This window comes from Halorubrum coriense DSM 10284, from assembly GCF_000337035.1.
In the GTDB taxonomy this organism is placed as follows: domain Archaea; phylum Halobacteriota; class Halobacteria; order Halobacteriales; family Haloferacaceae; genus Halorubrum; species Halorubrum coriense.
The window spans coordinates 1-17,668 of the sequence record NZ_AOJL01000049.1 but is presented as its reverse complement, the minus strand read 5'-3'; the positions used below and the strand labels follow the sequence as shown (position 1 = coordinate 17,668).

General features: G+C 69.4%; 17 protein-coding genes and 1 tRNA gene. 13 read left to right on the top strand and 5 right to left on the bottom strand.

Features of this window, described 5'->3' with window-relative positions:
- The first annotated feature begins 51 nt into the window (after positions 1-51).
- The 4 genes from rqcH to C464_RS11955 all read left to right on the top strand — a co-directional run bounded on the left by rqcH (position 52) and on the right by C464_RS11955 (position 5,561).
- Positions 52-2,244, top strand: a complete 2,193-nt coding sequence (rqcH, locus tag C464_RS11970; RefSeq protein WP_006113965.1) for a ribosome rescue protein RqcH — start codon at positions 52-54, stop codon at positions 2,242-2,244.
- A gap of 95 nt (positions 2,245-2,339) precedes the next feature.
- The gene (locus C464_RS11965) at positions 2,340-2,732 is read left to right on the top strand and encodes a DUF5820 family protein (RefSeq protein ID WP_006113964.1); all 393 of its coding nucleotides are present in this window, start codon (positions 2,340-2,342) and stop codon (positions 2,730-2,732) included.
- Positions 2,733-2,894: 162 nt separating this feature from the next.
- Positions 2,895-4,394: an amidophosphoribosyltransferase gene (gene purF / locus C464_RS11960; protein ID WP_006113963.1), complete on the top strand. Its 1,500-nt coding sequence runs from the start codon at positions 2,895-2,897 to the stop codon at positions 4,392-4,394.
- A gap of 99 nt (positions 4,395-4,493) precedes the next feature.
- The gene (locus tag C464_RS11955) at positions 4,494-5,561 is read left to right on the top strand and encodes a halocyanin domain-containing protein (protein ID WP_006113962.1); all 1,068 of its coding nucleotides are present in this window, start codon (positions 4,494-4,496) and stop codon (positions 5,559-5,561) included.
- A 66-nt stretch (positions 5,562-5,627) separates the two neighbouring features.
- On the opposite strand, the gene C464_RS11950 is transcribed toward C464_RS11955, so the two are convergent.
- A complete protein-coding gene (locus C464_RS11950; protein WP_006113961.1) occupies positions 5,628-6,188 on the bottom strand; it encodes a DUF420 domain-containing protein in 561 nt (186 codons plus the stop codon).
- Between the two features lie 184 nt (positions 6,189-6,372).
- On the opposite strand from C464_RS11950, the gene C464_RS11945 reads away from it, so the two are divergent.
- The 7 genes from C464_RS11945 (at position 6,373) to C464_RS11915 (ending at position 13,619) form a co-directional block, all read left to right on the top strand.
- Positions 6,373-6,457 (top strand) — tRNA-Leu (locus tag C464_RS11945).
- A 451-nt stretch (positions 6,458-6,908) separates the two neighbouring features.
- Positions 6,909-7,886 (top strand): polysaccharide deacetylase family protein, encoded by a 978-nt coding sequence (locus C464_RS11940; RefSeq protein ID WP_006113960.1) that lies wholly within the window; start codon positions 6,909-6,911, stop codon positions 7,884-7,886.
- Positions 7,883-8,752: an AAC(3) family N-acetyltransferase gene (locus C464_RS11935; protein WP_049911114.1), complete on the top strand. Its 870-nt coding sequence runs from the start codon at positions 7,883-7,885 to the stop codon at positions 8,750-8,752. Before C464_RS11940 ends, C464_RS11935 begins: the two co-directional genes overlap by 4 nt.
- Positions 8,753-9,066: 314 nt before the next feature.
- Positions 9,067-10,041, top strand: coding sequence for a glycoside hydrolase family protein (locus tag C464_RS11930; protein ID WP_204365996.1), 975 nt, complete (start codon positions 9,067-9,069; stop codon positions 10,039-10,041).
- 502 nt (positions 10,042-10,543) lie between these two features.
- Entirely contained in the window at positions 10,544-12,427 is a 1,884-nt protein-coding gene (gatE, locus tag C464_RS11925) for a Glu-tRNA(Gln) amidotransferase subunit GatE (protein WP_006113957.1), read from the top strand.
- A gap of 78 nt (positions 12,428-12,505) precedes the next feature.
- Positions 12,506-13,024, top strand: a complete 519-nt coding sequence (locus C464_RS11920; protein ID WP_006113956.1) for a phosphate-starvation-inducible PsiE family protein — start codon at positions 12,506-12,508, stop codon at positions 13,022-13,024.
- 121 nt (positions 13,025-13,145) lie between these two features.
- Positions 13,146-13,619 (top strand): hypothetical protein, encoded by a 474-nt coding sequence (locus C464_RS11915; RefSeq protein WP_006113955.1) that lies wholly within the window; start codon positions 13,146-13,148, stop codon positions 13,617-13,619.
- Between the two features lie 17 nt (positions 13,620-13,636).
- Here the strand turns inward: C464_RS11915 and C464_RS11910 are convergent, their stop codons facing one another.
- Positions 13,637-14,119 carry an Lrp/AsnC family transcriptional regulator gene (locus C464_RS11910; RefSeq protein ID WP_006113954.1) on the bottom strand — a complete coding sequence of 161 codons (483 nt, stop codon included), beginning with the start codon at positions 14,117-14,119 and terminating at the stop codon, positions 13,637-13,639.
- A 183-nt stretch (positions 14,120-14,302) separates the two neighbouring features.
- Between C464_RS11910 and C464_RS11905 the strand changes: the two genes are divergently transcribed.
- A complete protein-coding gene (locus C464_RS11905; protein ID WP_006113953.1) occupies positions 14,303-15,238 on the top strand; it encodes a DMT family transporter in 936 nt (311 codons plus the stop codon).
- Between the two features lie 61 nt (positions 15,239-15,299).
- On the opposite strand, the gene C464_RS11900 is transcribed toward C464_RS11905, so the two are convergent.
- Together C464_RS11900 and C464_RS11895 are read right to left on the bottom strand one after the other, a co-directional pair.
- On the bottom strand, positions 15,300-15,863 hold the full coding sequence (locus tag C464_RS11900; RefSeq protein WP_006113952.1) for a hypothetical protein: 564 nt from the start codon (positions 15,861-15,863) through the stop codon (positions 15,300-15,302).
- A gap of 123 nt (positions 15,864-15,986) precedes the next feature.
- Complete coding sequence (locus tag C464_RS11895) at positions 15,987-16,370, bottom strand: 2Fe-2S iron-sulfur cluster-binding protein (protein WP_006113951.1); 384 nt, start codon at positions 16,368-16,370, stop codon at positions 15,987-15,989.
- Positions 16,371-16,447: 77 nt separating this feature from the next.
- On the opposite strand from C464_RS11895, the gene C464_RS11890 reads away from it, so the two are divergent.
- On the top strand, positions 16,448-17,437 hold the full coding sequence (locus tag C464_RS11890) for a biotin--[acetyl-CoA-carboxylase] ligase (protein WP_006113950.1): 990 nt from the start codon (positions 16,448-16,450) through the stop codon (positions 17,435-17,437).
- A 33-nt stretch (positions 17,438-17,470) separates the two neighbouring features.
- Here C464_RS11890 and C464_RS17495 read toward each other — a convergent pair whose 3' ends face one another.
- Complete coding sequence (locus C464_RS17495; protein ID WP_239640228.1) at positions 17,471-17,614, bottom strand: hypothetical protein; 144 nt, start codon at positions 17,612-17,614, stop codon at positions 17,471-17,473.
- Between the last annotated feature and the right edge of the window lie 54 nt (positions 17,615-17,668).

Genomic DNA, 17,668 nt, shown 5'->3' with positions numbered 1-17,668 from the left:
CTCGTCCGCACAACGACACGCCTTTTTCCGGCCCGCGAGTCTCTGTTTCGTATGGACCAGAAGCGGGAGCTGTCGAGCATCGACCTCGCCGCGCTCGTCACCGAACTGAATCGGTACGAGGGCGCGAAGGTCGACAAGGCGTACCTCTACGACGACGACCTGCTCCGGCTGAAGCTCCGCGACTTCGACCGCGGCCGCGTCGAACTCATGATCGAGGTGGGCGACGTGAAGCGCGCGCACGCCGCGGACCCGGACAACGTCGCGGACGCGCCAGGCCGCCCGCCGAACTTCGCGAAGATGCTCCGCAACCGGCTGTCCGGCGCGGACTTCGCGGGCGTCGAGCAGTACGAGTTCGACCGCATCCTCACCTTCGAGTTCGAGCGCGAGGACCAGAACACGACGCTCGTCGCCGAGCTGTTCGGCCAGGGGAACGTCGCCGCGCTCGACGAGACGGGCGAGGTGATCGGGGCGCTCTCGACGGTCCGCCTCAAGTCGCGCACCGTCGCGCCCGGCTCCCAGTACGAGTACCCGGCCTCTCGGCTCAACCCCCTCACCGTGAGCCGCGGCGGCTTCGACCGGCACATGCGCGAGTCGGACAGCGACGTGGTGCGGACGCTCGCCACGCAGCTGAACCTCGGCGGGCTCTACGCGGAGGAGGTGTGTACCCGCGCCGGCGTGGAGAAGGAGACGCCCATCGAGGAGGCGACGGACGACCAGCTCGGCGCGCTCCACGACGCGCTCTCCCGACTCGACGAGCGGCTCCGCTCGGGCGACATCGACCCCCGCGTGTACGAGGAGTCGGTCGACGGTGACGGAAGCGAGGACGACGGCGGCGACCCCCGCGTGGTCGACGTGACGCCCTTCCCGCTCGCGGAACACGAGGGCCTCCCGAGCGTCGGGTTCGACTCGTTCAACGCCGCGGTCGACGAGTACTTCTATCGGCTCGGAAACGAGGCCACCGACGACGGCGAGGCTCCGGCGGACGCGACGGCGTCCCGGCCGGACTTCGAGGCGGAGATCGCCAAACAGGAGCGGATCGTCGAACAGCAGCGCGGGGCGATCGAGGGGTTCGAGGAGCAGGCGCAGGCGGAGCGCGAGCGCGCGGAGTTGCTGTACGCGAACTACGACCTCGTCGACGAGGTGCTCTCGACGGTGCGCGAGGCCCGCGAGAACGAGGTGCCGTGGGACGAGATCGCGGCGACGCTCGACGCCGGCGCGGAGCGGGGCATCCCGGCCGCGGCGGCCGTCGTCGACGTCGACGGCGGCGAGGGGACGGTGACGGTCGCGCTCGACGACGAGGACGGCGGGTCCGTCCGCATCGACCTCGACGCGAGCGAGGGCGTGGAGGTCAACGCCGACCGGCTCTATCAGGAGGCGAAGCGCGTCGAGGAGAAGAAGGCGGGCGCGAAGGCGGCGATCGAGTCCACCCGCGAGGAGCTGGAGGCGGTCAACGAACGGAAAGCGGAGTGGGAGGAGCAGGAAGCGGCCGCCGACGAGAGCGCCGGAGCGGACGGCGACGGCGAGGACGGCGAGGACGGAGACGAGGCGTACGAGACGGACTGGCTCTCGCGCTCGTCGATCCCGATCCGCAGCCCGGACGACTGGTTCGAGCGGTTCCGGTGGTTCCGTACCTCGACCGGCTACCTCGTCATCGGCGGGCGCAACGCCGACCAGAACGAGGAGCTGGTGAAGAAGTACATGGGCAAACACGACCGGTTCTTCCACACGCAGGCGCACGGCGGACCGGTGACGATCCTCAAGGCGTCGGGGCCGTCCGAGTCGGCGGATCCGGTCGACTTCTCCGAGGAGACGCTGCGGGAGGCCGCGCAGTTCGCCGTCTCCTACTCGTCGGACTGGAAGGACGGCCGCGGCGCGGGCGACGCGTACATGGTCGAGCCCGATCAGGTGTCGAAGACCCCGGAAAGCGGCGAGTACATCGAGAAGGGGAGCTTCGTGATCCGCGGCGACCGCACGTACTTCGAGGACGTCCCCTGCCGGATCGCCGTCGGCGTCCAGTGCGAGCCGGTCACCCGCGCCATCGGCGGGCCGCCGTCGGCCATCGTCGACCGCGCGGCCGCGCACCTCACCTTCGAACCGGGGATGTACGCGCAGAACGACGCCGCGATGATGGCGTATCGGAACCTGAAAGAGCGGTTTGCCGACCAGTCGTTCGTGCGGAAGGTCGCGAGCGCGGACCGACTTCAGGAGTTCCTCCCCCCGGGCGGGTCGGACATCGTCGACTGAGGCTCTGTCGCGGTTCGCCGGCCCCGCCTCGTCGACTCGACGCCCGCCGTCCGCCCGAGCGCGACGTTTTCAAGCCTCGGCGACCGAGTGAGACCATGGCCTTCGAATCGCTGCCGGAGGGGTGGCGGGTGTGGAACGAGGAGCCGAGCGGCCGGGCGATCCTCGTCTACCGCCCCGACGTCTTCGGGAGCGGCGACCTCCCCGACGAGTGTCTGCCGACGATCTACCTGACGAACGGCTCTCGGAACGCGCGGCCCGGATCGGGCCAGTACGCGACCGAAGAGTGGCACGTCGTCCTCTTCTTGGAGCCCGAGATCGAGGCGGTCGCGGAGACGCACGAGAGCCGCGAGGCGGGCGCGGCCGGCGCGGTCGACGTCGCGGAGCGGTTCGCCGCCGGCGCGGTCGACTACCGGGGGGCGTATCAGGTCCCCCGGGAGGCGTACTTCGCGCGCCTCGACGAGTTCGTCGGCGGCGAGGAGCCGGCGTGAGTGCGGTCGGTCTGACCGCGTGCCGGTCGTCGGTCTGACCGTGTGACCGCGCGGCTGCGAGCGGTCAATATATCCACGATCACGGATAATTTAGAGCGAGAGGGGGAGCGATACGCCACGAACACGAGGATTTTTATCGCCGCCCGCCCCACCCTCGGGTACATGAACGCCGGTGGGGACCACGGCGGCGACGAACCGCGCGAGAAGTGCGGCGTCGTCGGCGTCTCGCTCGAGGACCGGGAGGCCGCGCGACCGCTGTACTACGCGCTGTACGCGCTCCAACACCGCGGCCAGGAGTCGGCCGGCATCGTCACGCACGACGGGTTCCAGCAGCACAGCCACGTCGAGCGCGGCCTCGTCGGCGACGCGTTCGACGAGGGCGACCTCGCGTCGCTGTCGGGCGGCACGGGCATCGGCCACGTGCGTTACCCGACCGCCGGCAGCCTCGACAAGAGCTGCGCGCAGCCCTTCTCGGTGTCGTTCAAGTCCGGCTCGCTCGGGCTCTCGCACAACGGCAACCTCGTCAACGCCGACGAGGTGCGCGAGGAGCTCGCGGCCGCGGGCCACGCGTTCACCTCCGACGGCGACACCGAGGTGATCGCCCACGACCTCGCGCGGAACCTCCTCGAAGAGGACCTCGTCCGGGCCGTCAAACACACGATGAACCGGATCCACGGCTCGTACTCGCTGGCGATCACCCACGACGACACCGTGCTGGGCGTCCGCGACCCGCTGGGGAACCGGCCGCTGTGTCTCGGGAAGATCGACGGCGGCTACGTCCTCGCCAGCGAGTCGGCCGCCATCGACACGCTCGACGGGGAGCTGATCCGCGACGTCCGTCCCGGCGAGCTCGTCGTCCTCGATCCCGACGGCACCGGCTACGACACGTATCAGCTGGTCGAACGCGACACGACCGCCCACTGCTTCTTCGAACACGTCTACTTCGCGCGCCCGGACTCCGTCATCGACGAGAGCCTCGTGTACGAGGTGCGACGCTCGCTCGGGCGGAAGCTCTGGGCGGAGTCCGGTGTCGAGTCCGACGTGGTCATGCCCGTCCCCGACTCCGGGCGCGCGTTCGCCTCGGGCTACGCGGACGCGGCGGGGGAGACCACGGCCGCCGGCGAGCCGCGGCCGGCGGACGACGAGGGCGTGGAGTTCGCCGAGGGCCTGATGAAGAACCGGTACGTCGGCCGGACGTTCATCATGCCGACCCAAGACGAGCGCGAGCGCGCCGTCCGGCTGAAGCTGAACCCGATCCGGTCGACGGTCGAGGGGAAGTCGGTGACCATCATCGACGACTCCATCGTCCGCGGGACCACCTCGACCCAGCTCGTCGACCTAGTCCGCGAGGCGGGGGCGGAGGAGGTCCACCTCCGGATCGGCGCGCCGCCCATCCTCGCGCCCTGCTACTTCGGCATCGACATGGCCACCCGCGAGGAGCTGATCGCGGCCGACGCCTCGACCGAGGAGATCCGCGAGGAGGTCGGCGCGGACTCGCTGTCGTACCTCTCCATCGACGCCGTCGCGGACGCGGTCGGCGAGAGCCGCGCCGACCTGTGTCTCGGCTGCGTCACCGGCGAGTACCCCTTCGACGTCGAGGGCGAGGCGACCGACCGCGACGTCGACGCGCCGATTTCGGACCCGACGCCCGCGGACGACTGAGGCGGCGGTCCCGGGCGCGACCCCGCACGCGTTCGACCACGGTCCGACCGCTCGGGACGTATCGGGGGCTTAAATACACTCACGGTCAGACGTGCGAGCATGACACGGAACGCCGACGCCGCAGAGGACCGCGCCGCGTCGATGAGCCGCCGCGGGTTCTTCCGCGCCGGGGCCGCCGGGGCGGCGGTCGCCGCGGGGGTCACCGCCGGAGCCGGGACCGCGGCCGCCCAGTACGGCGGCTGGCTGGACGACGTGAGCAACTACGACGGCACGCACGACTACCGCGGGCAGGACGAGGTCACCGTCTCGGTCGGCGCGGGCGAGAACGGCCTCCGCTTCGGGCCCGCCGCGATCCTCGTCGACCCGGGCGCGACCGTGGTCTGGGAGTGGACCGGACAGGGCGGCGGCCACAACGTCGTCGCGAACGACGGCACCTTCGACAGCGGGGAACCGGTCGGCGAGGAGGGGGCGACCTTCGAGTACACCTTCGAGGACGCCGCCGACGGCGACGCGTTCAACTACCTCTGTGAACCCCACGAGGCGGTCGGGATGAAGGGCGTCGTCGCGGTCGGCTCCGTCGACGACGACCTCGTCGACCCGCAGGCCGAGGGCGGCGACGGCGAGAGCGGCGACGGCGAGAGCGGCGGCCCGGCCGGCTACGGCGACTGGTTCGAGGACGTCGGCAACTACGAGGGCACGCGAGACCTCCGCGGACAGAGCGAGGTCACCGTCTCGGTCGGCGCGGGCGAGAACGGTCTCCTGTTCGACCCGCCGGCGATCCTCGTCGACCCGGGGACGACCGTGGTCTGGGAGTGGACCGGACAGGGCGGCGGCCACAACGTCGTCGAGGAGAACGACGTCTTCTCCAGCGGGGAGCCCGCGGCCGAGGAGGGGACGACCTTCGAGTACACGTTCGCGGACGCGGGCGACGGCGACGTGTTCCGGTACGTCTGCGAGCCGCACCAGAGCGTCGGGATGAAGGGCGCGGTCGCGGTCGGCTCCGTCGACGACGACCTGATCGGCGGCGATTCGGGCGGCTCGGGTGGCGGGCTCTCCGCGGGCGACATCGGCATGCTGGCGCTCGGGTTCGGCTTCGCCGGCGCGCTGCTCGTCCCGCTGTTCTACGCGGCTCACCAGAAGGCCGAGCGGAACGATCCGAACGCGTAGTCGGTCTCTCTCTTTCGTCGGTCGCTGTCGTCGGTCGCGCTCGTCCGTCTTCGGTCGGCCCCTCGGTCAGTAGATGTGGTATAAGAGCAGGTAGACGCCGATCCCCATCGTGAACGAGATCAGCCAGAGGACGGCACCGACGAACCCGACCTGCGAGTGCCGCGTCTGGTAGAGGTCCGCGTACGGGCGGGTCGCGGCCAGGAACAGCGCGTGGAAAACGAACGGCACGCAGACGATCGCGAGCAGGATATGGACCGCGAGGAACGGGAGGTAGACGTACGAGTAGACGACCTCCGGCCCGGGGAACTCGGTCGTGCCGACGAGGATCAGCCGGTAGAGGTACGCGCCGAGGAACGCGGTGAACAGCGCGAACGAGGTCACCATGAAGTTCCGGTGTCGCTCGATGTTCCCGCGGGAGATCTCCCGCCAGCCGAGCAGGATGGTCGCGATGGCGGTCGCGGAGACGGCGGCGTTGAAGTGCGGGATCGCGGCGAGGACGGCGTCGCTCGCGCGCGGGATCAGCGAGCTCGGGATCACGCCGCCCACCGCGCCGAAGACGAGCGCGAGCGCGACGACGGAGGCGACGGCGGTCAACACGGAGACGTTCTCGCGGGCCCAGTCGGACATGGTCGGACGGAGGGACGCGACTCCCAAACCCGTGCCGGTTGCGGTCGACGCGTTCCGGTCGCGGTCGCCGAGTCGCGGCGGCGCGCCGCCGCCCGGAGGTCTGCGAAACCCCGGCACGGCTCCCTCGAATGGAAGGGCTTTTAATTGGGGACAGGATACGTGGAGACGCGACAGAACACCGCGAGCGTGGGTAGCCAAGCCAGGCCAACGGCGCAGCGTTGAGGGCGCTGTCCTGTAGAGGTCCGCCGGTTCAAATCCGGTCCCACGCATCGCACGGCGGCACACCCGCCACACGATGCACGGTGTTGTCTCTACGACAGCACCCACGCATAATTCCTACCGACCGCTACTCGACGAGCGACGGCTTCGTCTCCCCGCCGATCTCTACGCTGTCGCGGCCGCCGTGTCCGTCGCCGCGACGTTTTCGGTCCATACCGAGACCATGCGGCCGCGTCGAACGTCCCACACACCGCTCTCACGGCGAATCGAGAGAGTCCGCAGAGTGACCCGGCCTCCCTCTGAGTACGCGGACGCCTCTGGCAGGCTCCACCCGAGGTGCCCAGCGGATCGTACGGCTGGGCCGTCGAGACACAACTCGGGGTCGACGGCCGCGCGGCTCGCGGTCGACCGGGTGTTTCAGACGGAAAGATATCCGAGGGATACGACCTCAGTAGGGTCGGTATTACTAACGTACACCTCGTTATCAGTGGAATTCACAGGATGTCGGCACAGCGCTGCTCGGTCGCCTGCCCGGGCGTCTTCGACGACTACGAGTTCGCCGTCTGTCTCACCCACGACGTCGACCGGGTTTATAAAACGTACCAGTCGCTGTACTACGCGGCCGCGGAGCGGCGACTGTACCATCTCAAGACGCTCCTCTCGGGGACCGAACCCTACTGGCAGTTCGCTGAGATCATGGCGCTCGAGGACCGTCTCGGGGTCCGCTCGTCGTTTTATTTCCTGAACGAGAAGCACCTGCTCACGGATAAGTCTCCCACTACGTGGCTCCGACCCACGGACTGGATCCGGTACACGGGCCACTACGAAATCGGAGATCCGGCGATCGTCGACGCGATCCGCGCGCTCGACGAGGGCGGGTGGGAGGTCGGTCTCCACGGCTCCTACGACTCGTACGCTGACCCCGAGCGATTGGCTTGGGAGAAACAGGAACTCGAAGGCGTCCTCGGACATCAGGTCACTGGCGGCCGGCAGCACTTCCTCAACTTGGACGGGCCGGAGACGTGGCGACATCACCGCGACGTCGGACTGCGATACGACGCGAGCTTCGGCTCCAGTTCGACGGTCGGCTTCGATACGCCGGCCCCCGTCGCTGGAACCGGAGCCGAACAGTCGGCCACCACGGTTCCCGAACGTGTCGGAGCCGGCGTGTTCCGTCCGTTCGACGACGACTTCCTCGTGTTCCCCCTCACGGTTATGGAGGCGCCGCTCGTCGAAGAGGCGGGGAGTGTCGACGCTGCGTGGAGCAAGCTTCGGCAACTGCTCGCCGACGCGCGCCGTCGACAGGCAGTCGTCACGGCCCTCTGGCATCCGCGGCTGTTCAACGAGACCGAGTTCCCCGGATACCGCCGGTTGTACGAACGGCTGATCACCGAAGCGAAATCGCTCGGTGCGTGGGTGGGTCCCGTCGAAGAGGCGTACCACGAACTCGTCGATCACCCGGGGTGTACCGGCGCGTGACCAGCACGAAGCTTCGGGTGTATGCCAACGCCGCGCTTCATTACGGGTTAGAAAGAAACTGGGACCGGACGGTCACGCCGGCCTCGGCCGACCGATTCGAGCGGATCGTCTCGGACTTCGCCGACTACGAGACGGTGTTCGTCCACGCCGGACTGAGCGACGTCAAGCAGGCGTTCCAGTGCGATCCGTACGATTTTCTCCTTCGGGTTCTGGACGAGAACTTCGAGAACATTCTCGTGCCCGGATTCACACCGGCGTTCCGGGACTCGGCCGTCTATCACAAGGAACATTCACGCCCGGCGTTCGGCGCGTTCTCTCGGCTGTTCCTCGACGACGCAGAGTACCGGACCGACGACGCGATCCACTCCATCCTCGTCAAGGGAGACTACCGTTTCGACGACTGCGATCATCACGATTCCTTCTCCGAAGCCGGCTGCTGGGCGAGTCTCGACCGGGACGACGTGCTCATCCTCAACGTCGGTACCGACTGGATCGTGAGCACGCAACACCACTTTCTCGAACGTCACTTCGACGTGCCGTACGTTAGCTCCGCGACTCACGACGGAGTCCTGTTCGACGGCTCGGGCGATCACGAGCAGATCACACAGGTGAACTACGAGTACACGATGCCGATGAAACGAAACTCGTTAGCTATTCAGACGTACCTGGCGGAGACCGGCGCCCTGACGAAACACGACCTCCAAGGGTTGAACGTAATGGCGATCTCGGCCCGCGACCTGCGAGAAGGTCTCGCTCCCGCGGTCGACCGCGATCCGTATTTCATGGTCGCCTGTTCGACTGAGACGCTCCGGGCCGACAGCCTGCCCTCCGCGTGTAAGAAGTCACTGTATAACATTATGGGATAGCCGATTTCTACCCTACAGAGCAGCCTCGTGATCGAACCTCCCGCTGACATACAACTGTGAACCAATCCCCGAACACGCCAGCGAATCGGGTCGCCGGAGACGCTGGCAGAGACGATCGGTTGAACCGCCATCGGCGTTTCTCGACGCTCGCGGCCACGCTAAACTACTCGCGGGAGCGGAGCTATGCCGGGTACGACTACTCCGACGGGCTGAGTAGTGAGATCCTCGAACGGTTGCCTGTCAGTAATAAGTGGGTCGACATCCTGTTTCAGGAATCGGCGAAACGCGCTCCGATTAACATCCGTCCGGCACTGTTGATCCCCCGCCGTCGGAGCTTCAAGGGGACGGCCCTATTCGTCCTCGCCAACGTCGGAGCCTACGAACTCACCGGTCGCTCCGAGTATCTGGACGAGGCCTCCGAACTGCTCGACTGGCTACTCGCGCGGCGACGGGAGTCCCCGTTCGGTTGGGGGCATAACCACGACGTACAGATGCTCGAAGAAAAGACGCCGCGTAACACCCCGAGCATCGTTACGAACTGTTACGCGATGAGGGCCGTCTTTCGAACCGCGTCGCACACCGACGCTCCCGGATACGAACTGGTCCGCGACCGGATGCCGGGGTTCGTCACGGACGACTTGGACTACACCAGCGCGGATCCCGGCAGTAGGATCAAGTACCGGCCCACCGCCGGCGAAGACTCGTACGTTCTCAACGCGAACGCGCTCGGGGCGAGGGTGCTGCTCGACCTCTACGGCGAGGTCGGCGATCGGTCGTTCCGTGACCGTGCCGAAGAGATCCTCGACTACGTCGCTGCGCGACAACACCGCCTCGGCGGCTGGAAATACACGGATCCGCCGTCCGCTTCGCACCTGTCCATGGACAGCCACCACAACGGGTTCATCGTCGAGTCGTTTCTGCGATACAACGACCTCACCGACTCGCACCGTTACGCCGAGACGCTGGACGCCGGCCTTCGATTTTATAAGAACGTGCTGTTCGAACCTGACGGGACGCCGAACTGGGACGAATCGAGCAGCTACCCGAAGGACATCCACGCGGTCGCGCAAGGGATATTGACGTTCACTATGGCCGACGACGTCGAGTTCGCGGAGCAGATCGTCTCGTGGGCGCTTGACAATCTCTACGCCGGTTCGGGACAGTTCTACTACCGCCAAGAGCGGTTTTACACCCGCTCCTACACGTTGATGCGATGGTGCCAAGCGTGGATGGCGTACGCGCTCTCCGAGTTCTGTCTCGCGAAGGAAGACGCCCGCGAGCGGTCATAGCTCCGTCGCACGGCCCTGCTCGCAGTCGACTGCGCAGTTCCGGTGCGGTCCGGCGGGGCGGACGCGGACGCTCAGCAGACGCCGGCCCCCGCGACCAACATCACGTAACACGAGATAACGAGGGAGACCACGTTCGAGCGCTCTCAACCGAGCATCGGGGAGGCGTTCGCCTGAAAAGCGGCTATGCGCCCGGTCACAAGTTCGGATAGGGACCCCGACGAACCCGAGTGAATGCCGCCGGGCGTCACGGTCAGGAACCCGCCACCGCCCCGCCACGGTTCGGGGACGCTATCACTCGTCCCGTACGGCCGTCGTCGACCGTCCCGCTCAACCGCCAGTGAACGTCGAACGTCCTCCGTATTCGCCACGTCAGCACTGAGGTCTTCAGGGACCCGACGGCCCGGATACTCTCGGTGTGCGTATGATTCGACGTCCACGACGGTCGATCGAGGCCCGCGCGAACTACCACCCTTTTAGTCGCGCGCCGTCGGAGTGTGGCGTAATGAGTACGGACGCGACCCCCGAGTACGACTACGAGGAACTGGGGCTCGTCGCCGGGCTGGAGATCCACCAGCAGCTCGACACGGAGACGAAGCTGTTCTGTGACTCTCCGACCGTCGAGCGCGACCCCGACGAGTCCGACCGGTCGATCAGCCGACAGCTCCACCCGACGAAGAGCGAACTGGGCGAGCTCGACGACGCCGCGATGGAGGAGAGCCGCGTCGACCGCGAGTTCACCTACCTCGCGTACGACACGACCTGCCTCGTCGAGGAGGACGACGAGCCGCCCCGCCGCGTCGATAGCGAGGCGCTCGCCGTGGCGCTCCAGATCGCCGACCTGCTCGACCTCTCCGTCGTCGATCAGGCGCACGTCATGCGGAAGCTCGTCATCGACGGCTCGAACACCTCCGGCTTCCAGCGCTCGATCCTCCTCGGTCAGGACGGCGAGATAGAGACCGACGCAGGCTCGGTGTCGGTCGTCGACCTCATGCTCGAAGAGGAGTCGGCGAAGCGCGTCGAGGAGACCGACGACGGCGTCGTCTACTCGCTCGACCGGCTCGGCGTCCCCCTCGTCGAGATCGGCACGGGCCCGGACATCCGCAGCCCCGAGGGCGCGCGGCGGGCGGCCGAGCGGATCGGGATGCTGCTGCGCTCGACCGGCGCGGTCAAGCGCGGCCTCGGCACCATCCGCCAGGACGTGAACGTCTCCATCGCCGACGGCGCGCGCGTCGAGGTGAAGGGGGTTCAGGACCTCCAGGGGATCGAGGATATCGTCCGCGGCGAGGTGGGCCGACAGGCCGAACTCCTAGAGATCCGGGACGAGCTCCGCGAGCGCGACGCGAGCGTCGGCGACGTGACGGACGCGACCGACGTGTTCGCCGACACCGAGTCCGGCGTCATCCGCGGCGCGCTCGACTCGGGCGGGAAGGTCACCGCGGTCCCGCTGTTCGGGTTCGACGGCCTCGTCGGCCGCGAGCTCCAGCCCGACCGCCGGCTCGGCACGGAGCTGTCGGACCACGCGAAGCGCCACGGCGCGGGCGGCATCTTCCACACGGACGAGCTGCCGGCGTACGGCGTCACCGGGGCGGAGGTCGAGGCGCTGCGCGACGCGGTCGGCGCGGGCGAGGGCGACGCGGTCGCCATCGTCGCGGCCGACCCCGAGACCGCCGACCTCGCGATCGAGGCGGCCGCGGAGCGCGCCGAGACCGCCATCGAGGGCGTCCCGGAGGAGACCCGCGGCGCGAACGACGACGGGACCACTCGCTACCTCCGACCGCTCCCGGGCGCGGCGCGCATGTACCCCGAGACGGACGTGCCGCCGGTCGAGCCGGACCCGTCGGACGTCGAGACGCCGGAACTGCTCGACGAGAAGGCGGCGCGGTACGCCGAGGAGTTCGGCCTCGACGCCGGGCTCGCCGAGCAGGTCGCGTTCGGCCAGCGGTTCCCGCTGTTCGAGGCGGCGGTCGAGCGCGGCGCCGACCCCACCTTCGCGGCGTCGACGCTGGAGTCGACGACGACGGAGATCCGGCGCGACGGTGCGCCCGTCGAGAACCTCACCGACGACCACTTCCTCGCGCTCTTCGACCTCGTCGAGGCTGGCGACCTCGCGAAGGAGGGCGTCCCCGAGGTGCTGACGACCCTCGCCGAGGACCCCGCCCTCTCGGCGGGCGAGGCCGTCGAGGAGGCGGGCCTCTCGGGCGTGAGCGAGGCCGAAGTCCGCGAGGCGGTCGTCGAGGTCGTCGAGCGCAACGCCGACCAGATCGAGGCCGAGGGGATGGGCGCGTTCTCCGGGCTGATGGGCGAGGCCATGGGCGCGCTCCGCGGGAAGGCCGACGGGGAGGTCGTCTCCGACGCGCTGCGCGAGGAGATCGGCAAGCGGTCGTAACGCGCTCCCCGCGTTCCGCACCGGTTAGGCCCCCTCTTTACGTGGCGCGAGTCCGTTGTCCGAATCGAGGGACACCTGATGGCAGACACGTCTGTGGTCGACCCGTCGGACGATCCGTCCGCGCCGGACCCCGGCTCCGACCCGGCCGAGAACCAGACGACCAGCGACCGCGTCTCGGAGGTGACGAACCGCTTCGTCCACGGCGTCGAACTCGCCGCCGCGGCGCTGTTCGCGCTCCTGTTCGGCATCGGCGTCGTCGACCTCGCGATCCAGATCGCGGAGTCCGTCCCGACGGGGGAGATCACGGACCCGAACGTCGTCATCGGCTTCATCGAGACCGGGCTGCTGCTGCTCATCATCGTCGAAGTGTACCAGACGGTCGTCGCGTACATCGAACAGAGCGACACTCGCCGGATCGTGCGGCTGGTGATCTACACCGGCGTCATCGCGATGGTCCGGAAGGTGATCATCTTCCGCACCACCGAGTACCCCACGACGCAGGACGCGCTGTTCGCCGCCGTCTCCTACGGCACCGTGATGCTCGGGCTCGTGTTGCTGTTGTACGTCGAGCGCTCGGTCGGCGTCTCGCTGGAGTAGGCCTCCGCGACGCGGTCGTCACCCCACTCGGCGTGTCGAGGTCGCGCCTTCGACCGCGAGAGTCGCTTCCCGACACCCGGGACACCCGACGCTTTTGTCAGTCGGTGTGGAAATCTGACCCATGCGAGAGCCGTTCGACCCGGGGTTCGACTTCGACCGCGGGACGGTCGCGGTGATCACCGCGACCACCGTCCTCCTGTGCGCGACCGTGTTGTTCGTGCTCGACCGCCCGGCGTGGATGCTCCCCGTCGCCCTCACCGCCGGCGGACTCGCGGCCGCGCTCGGCGGGTTCTACGACGCGAGCGCGAACAACGCCCTCCTCGGGGTGGCGCTCGCGACGGTCCCGCTGTACCCGCTCGTGTTCGTCTACCGGATCGGAGGCGTTCCGACGCCGAGCACCGACCCCGACCTGCTGTTCGCGACCGCCGTCTACTCGATGGGGGACATGATCGGCTACGCGCCCATGATGGCGGTGTTCGGCTACCTCGGTGCCACCGCCGTCGACCGGGCCCGCCGTCGCTTCGGGCCCCCGGTCGGCTACCGCGACGGCAGCGACGCCCGGCGGATAACCGGACTCGACGACGAGACGCGCTGACCGGTCGGCGCGTCCGATCAGTCCGTCAGCTCCTCGATCAGCGTGTCGAGGTCGTACGTCGCCGGCGCTCGCGACTCGTCGCGCAACGCGGCGATGGTGAACGTCGAGTTCGTGCGCTCGACGTCCGGAATCGCCTCGAAGTCGCTTATCAGTCGCTCGACGGTGTCCGACGAGGAGAGCCGCGCGAGGACGACGAAGTCCGTCTCGCCCATGGTGAAGAACGCCTCCGTGACGCCTTCCACCGCCAGTAGCTCGTCGGCGAACTCCTCGTAGGGACCCTCGTAGCTCGCCAGCACCTCGACGATGACGGTGACACCGAGCCCGAGCGCCTCGTGGTCGAGGTCGTACAGGTCGTTCTCGATCACGCCGTCCTCGCGGAGGTTGTTCAGGCGGTAGTGGATCGTCGACACCGGAATGCCCGTCTCCTCGTGGAGCCGTTCCGGGCTCCCGGTCCCCAGATCGGAGATGGCCTTCAACAGCCGCACGTCGCGCTCGTCCATACCCCCGGATCGCCCCCCGATCGGTTGTATATGTCGACCGACAGGCTTGGAGTCCGCTCTAAGATGTCGGCGCGGTTCGGGACCTGAATCGGATCTGATTCGTATGTCTGATTCTTCATCCCGAACTGCGAGCGATCCGAGAGTATCATTTAACTATCTCTGCGTATTTCGAATCGACAGCAAGTGAATCTCAGAGACCTCCTCTCTACTCCGGAAGCGATCGTCGCCGCGTTCCTGCTGCTCGCGACGCTGTGGGGCACGTCCTTCGTCGCCATCGAGGCCGGCCTCCACTACTTTCCGCCGCTCCTGTTCGCCGGCGTCAGGTACGTCGTCGCCGGCGCGGTCGTGCTGGGCTACGCCGCGGTCGCCGCGGACCGGTGGCTCCCGCGCGACCGCGACGAGTGGCTCGGCGTCGCCGTCGCGGGCACGTTCGTGATCGCGGCGTACCACGGGCTCCTCTACCTCGGCGAGATCCGGATCTCCGGCGCGGTCGCCGCGGTCGTCGTGAGCCTCGCCCCGGTGTTGACCGCGGTCTTCGCGGCCGCGCTCCTCCCGAACGAGCGCCTCGGCCCCGTCGAGATCGGCGGCTTCGCGCTCGGGCTCCTCGGTGTGGTCGTGATCGCCGACCCGGCCGCCGCCGGACTCGGCAGCGCGGCCGTCGTCGGCGTCGCGCTCGCGTTCGTCGCCACCGTCGCCTTCTCGCTGGGTGCCGTCCTCCTCCGCCCGCTCCGCACCGACCTCCCGGTCGCCGCGCTCCAGGGCTGGGCGATGGTGATCGGGGCCGGCCAACTGCTGGTCGCCGCCGTCGCGCTCGGCGAGTCGCCCGCCGCGATCGTCTGGAACCAGACGGCGATCGCGTCGCTCGCGTACCTGACGCTGCTCTCCGGCGTGGTCGCGTTCCTCCTGTACTTCGCGCTGCTCGACGCCGTGGGCCCGTCGCAGCTCCACCTCGTCGGCTACGCGGAGCCCGTGGTCGCCGCGGTCGGGAGCTGGGCCCTGCTCGGGCACCTCGTCGACGCCGAGGCGCTGATCGGGTTCGTCGCGATCCTCGCCGGCTTCCTCGTCTTGGAACGCGAGGAGATCGCCGACTACGTCGACCTCGACCGCCTGCTCGGGTGAGGCTCGCCGGCGGACCGGCTCGCGTCGACGCGGGGGGACGACCCGGAGTCGTGAACGGTTCTCACTCGACGTCCCGGCTCAGCCCCGCGCGGAGGTCCCGGCCGAAGTAGTGCCCGACGAGCGCGAGCGCGAGGCCGACCCCGCCGCCGACCGCGACGAGCGGGAGCCCCCACTGCGACAGGTAGTCGATCCCGATGGGGAGGAAGCCGACGCCGAGGACGCTCGTCACCGCGCTCGTCGCGCCCGCGGCGGCCCCGGCGACCCCCGTCTCGACGTACCGGCGCGCCGACAGCACGAGGCCGAGGAGGAACGCGGCGAGGAAGACGCCGCCGGCGGTCCCGACCGTCCCCCCGATGAGCGGGATCAGGCTCCCGACGAACACGCCGACCGCGACCGTGACGAGCGCGAGGCCGAACGCCTTCGCCGAGAACCACCGCCCCGAGACGCCGACCCGGCCGGCGTCTCCGGAACCGGCCTCGCTCCCCGCCGTCGGCTCGGGGCTCGCGACGCCGCCGGCGTCGGCGTCCGACTCGCCCTCGCCGCCCGCCAGGTCGTCGTCGAGGAGGTCGTCGAGGTCGTCCATCGGGTCGCTCTCGGACGACTCGCGTTCCTTGGAGGGTTGCATACCGGAGGGTTCGGGCCCGCGGACTTGGCTTTTGCGCCGTTTATCGTCGCGCGGTCGCGTGTGACGCGCTACCGTTCGCCGTTTCACCGGAAACGAGGTGTGCCCGGTACGCGGTCGCGGGCGCTACTCGTCGTCGCTCGGTCGCCGCCGGCCCCACACGCGCTTGTCGACGAGCGCGACCGTCATCGGGCGGTCGACCGATATCTGACAGGAGAGCCGCGGGTAGCCGAACCGGTCGGCGAGGCGGTCGTGCCAGTGGTCGGCCGCCGGCCCCTCCCGGACGCGGACGCCGCAGGTGGCACAGAGCCCCCGTCCGCCGCAGTTGAGTCGGCGCGTCGCGGCGGCGTACGGCGAGAGGCCGGCGTCGAGCATGACCCGCCGGAGGTTACGACCGCGCTCGACGGCCAGCTCGACGCGCTCGTCGCCGTCGACGACGACGAGCGGCACCGTCTCGTCGGTTCCCCCGTCTGCTCGCCCGCCGTCGTCGTCGCGATCGCCTCCGGTCATCGGCGACCCTTCGCGCGCCGGGCACAAAGCGTCCCGGACCCGGAACGGCTTTCGGCCCGGGCGGCGGATCGGACGGTATGGACACGCGGCGCGCGCTGCTCGACGCCCTCGCCGCCGACGACGGCCCCGTCTCCGGGCCCGCCCTCGCCGAGTCGCTCGGCGTCTCGCGGGCGGCCGTCTGGAAGGCCGTCGAGGGGCTCCGCGAGGACGGGTTCGCGGTCGAGTCGACGCCCGAGGGGTACGCCGCCCCCGAAGATCCGGCGTACTCCGGGCCGGGAATCGCGTTCGGGCTCGACGCCCCCTACTCCGTGGAGTACCGCGACCGGATCGCGTCGACGAACGAGCGGGCCCGCGAGCTCGCGACGGAGGGGGCCGCCGACGTCGCCGTGGTCGCCGACGAGCAGACCGGCAGCCGGGGTCGTCTCGACCGCGAGTGGGTCGCGCCGAGCGGCGGCGTCTGGCTGTCGGTCCTGACGCGTCCCGACGTGCCGACCGCGCGCGCCCCGCTCTTCACCCTCGCGGCCGCGGTGGCGACGACCGACGCGGCCCGCGAGGCCGGCGTGGACGCGCGGATCAAGTGGCCGAACGACGTGCTCGTCGAGGGCGACGGTGGCGACTCGGAGGAGGCCGATCCGGACGCGACCGGGCGCGGCGGCCGAAAGCTGGCCGGGATCCTCACGGAGATGGAGGGCGAGGCCGACCGCGTCGGCTGGCTCGTCGTCGGCGTCGGCGTGAACGCGAACCTCGACCCCGAGGCGTTGCCCGCGGGCGCGACGTCGCTGTCGGCGGAGCGCGGCGAACCGGTCGACCGGCGGCGGTTCGCCGCGACGCTGCTCGAACGCTACGCCGAGCTGACCGCCTCGCCCGAGGCGCTCGACGCGGTCCTCCCCGCGTGGCGCGAACGGGCCGCCACGCTCGGGCGGCGCGTCCGGGTCGACACCGCCGACGGGGTCGTGGAGGGCACCGCGGTCGACGTCGCGGAGCCGGGCGCGCTCGTGGTCGACACCGACGAGGGGCGGCGGCGCGTCCACGCGGGCGACTGCGAGCACCTCCGCGACGCGGCGTGAGTCGGTCGCTCCGGTACGACCCGGCCCGGCCCGCTACCCGGTCTCGGTCGCATCCGATACCGAGCCGTCGGCTTCGGCTCCGGGGGCGGTCGCCGACTCGTCCGCCTCGGTCCCGCGGGCGGTCGCCGACTCCGCGGCGCTCGCGACCTCGCCGTCGTCGCCGATCCGGACGGTCAACACCGGGACCGACGAGCCTGTCTCTTATACACATCTCTGAGCGGGCTGGCAAGG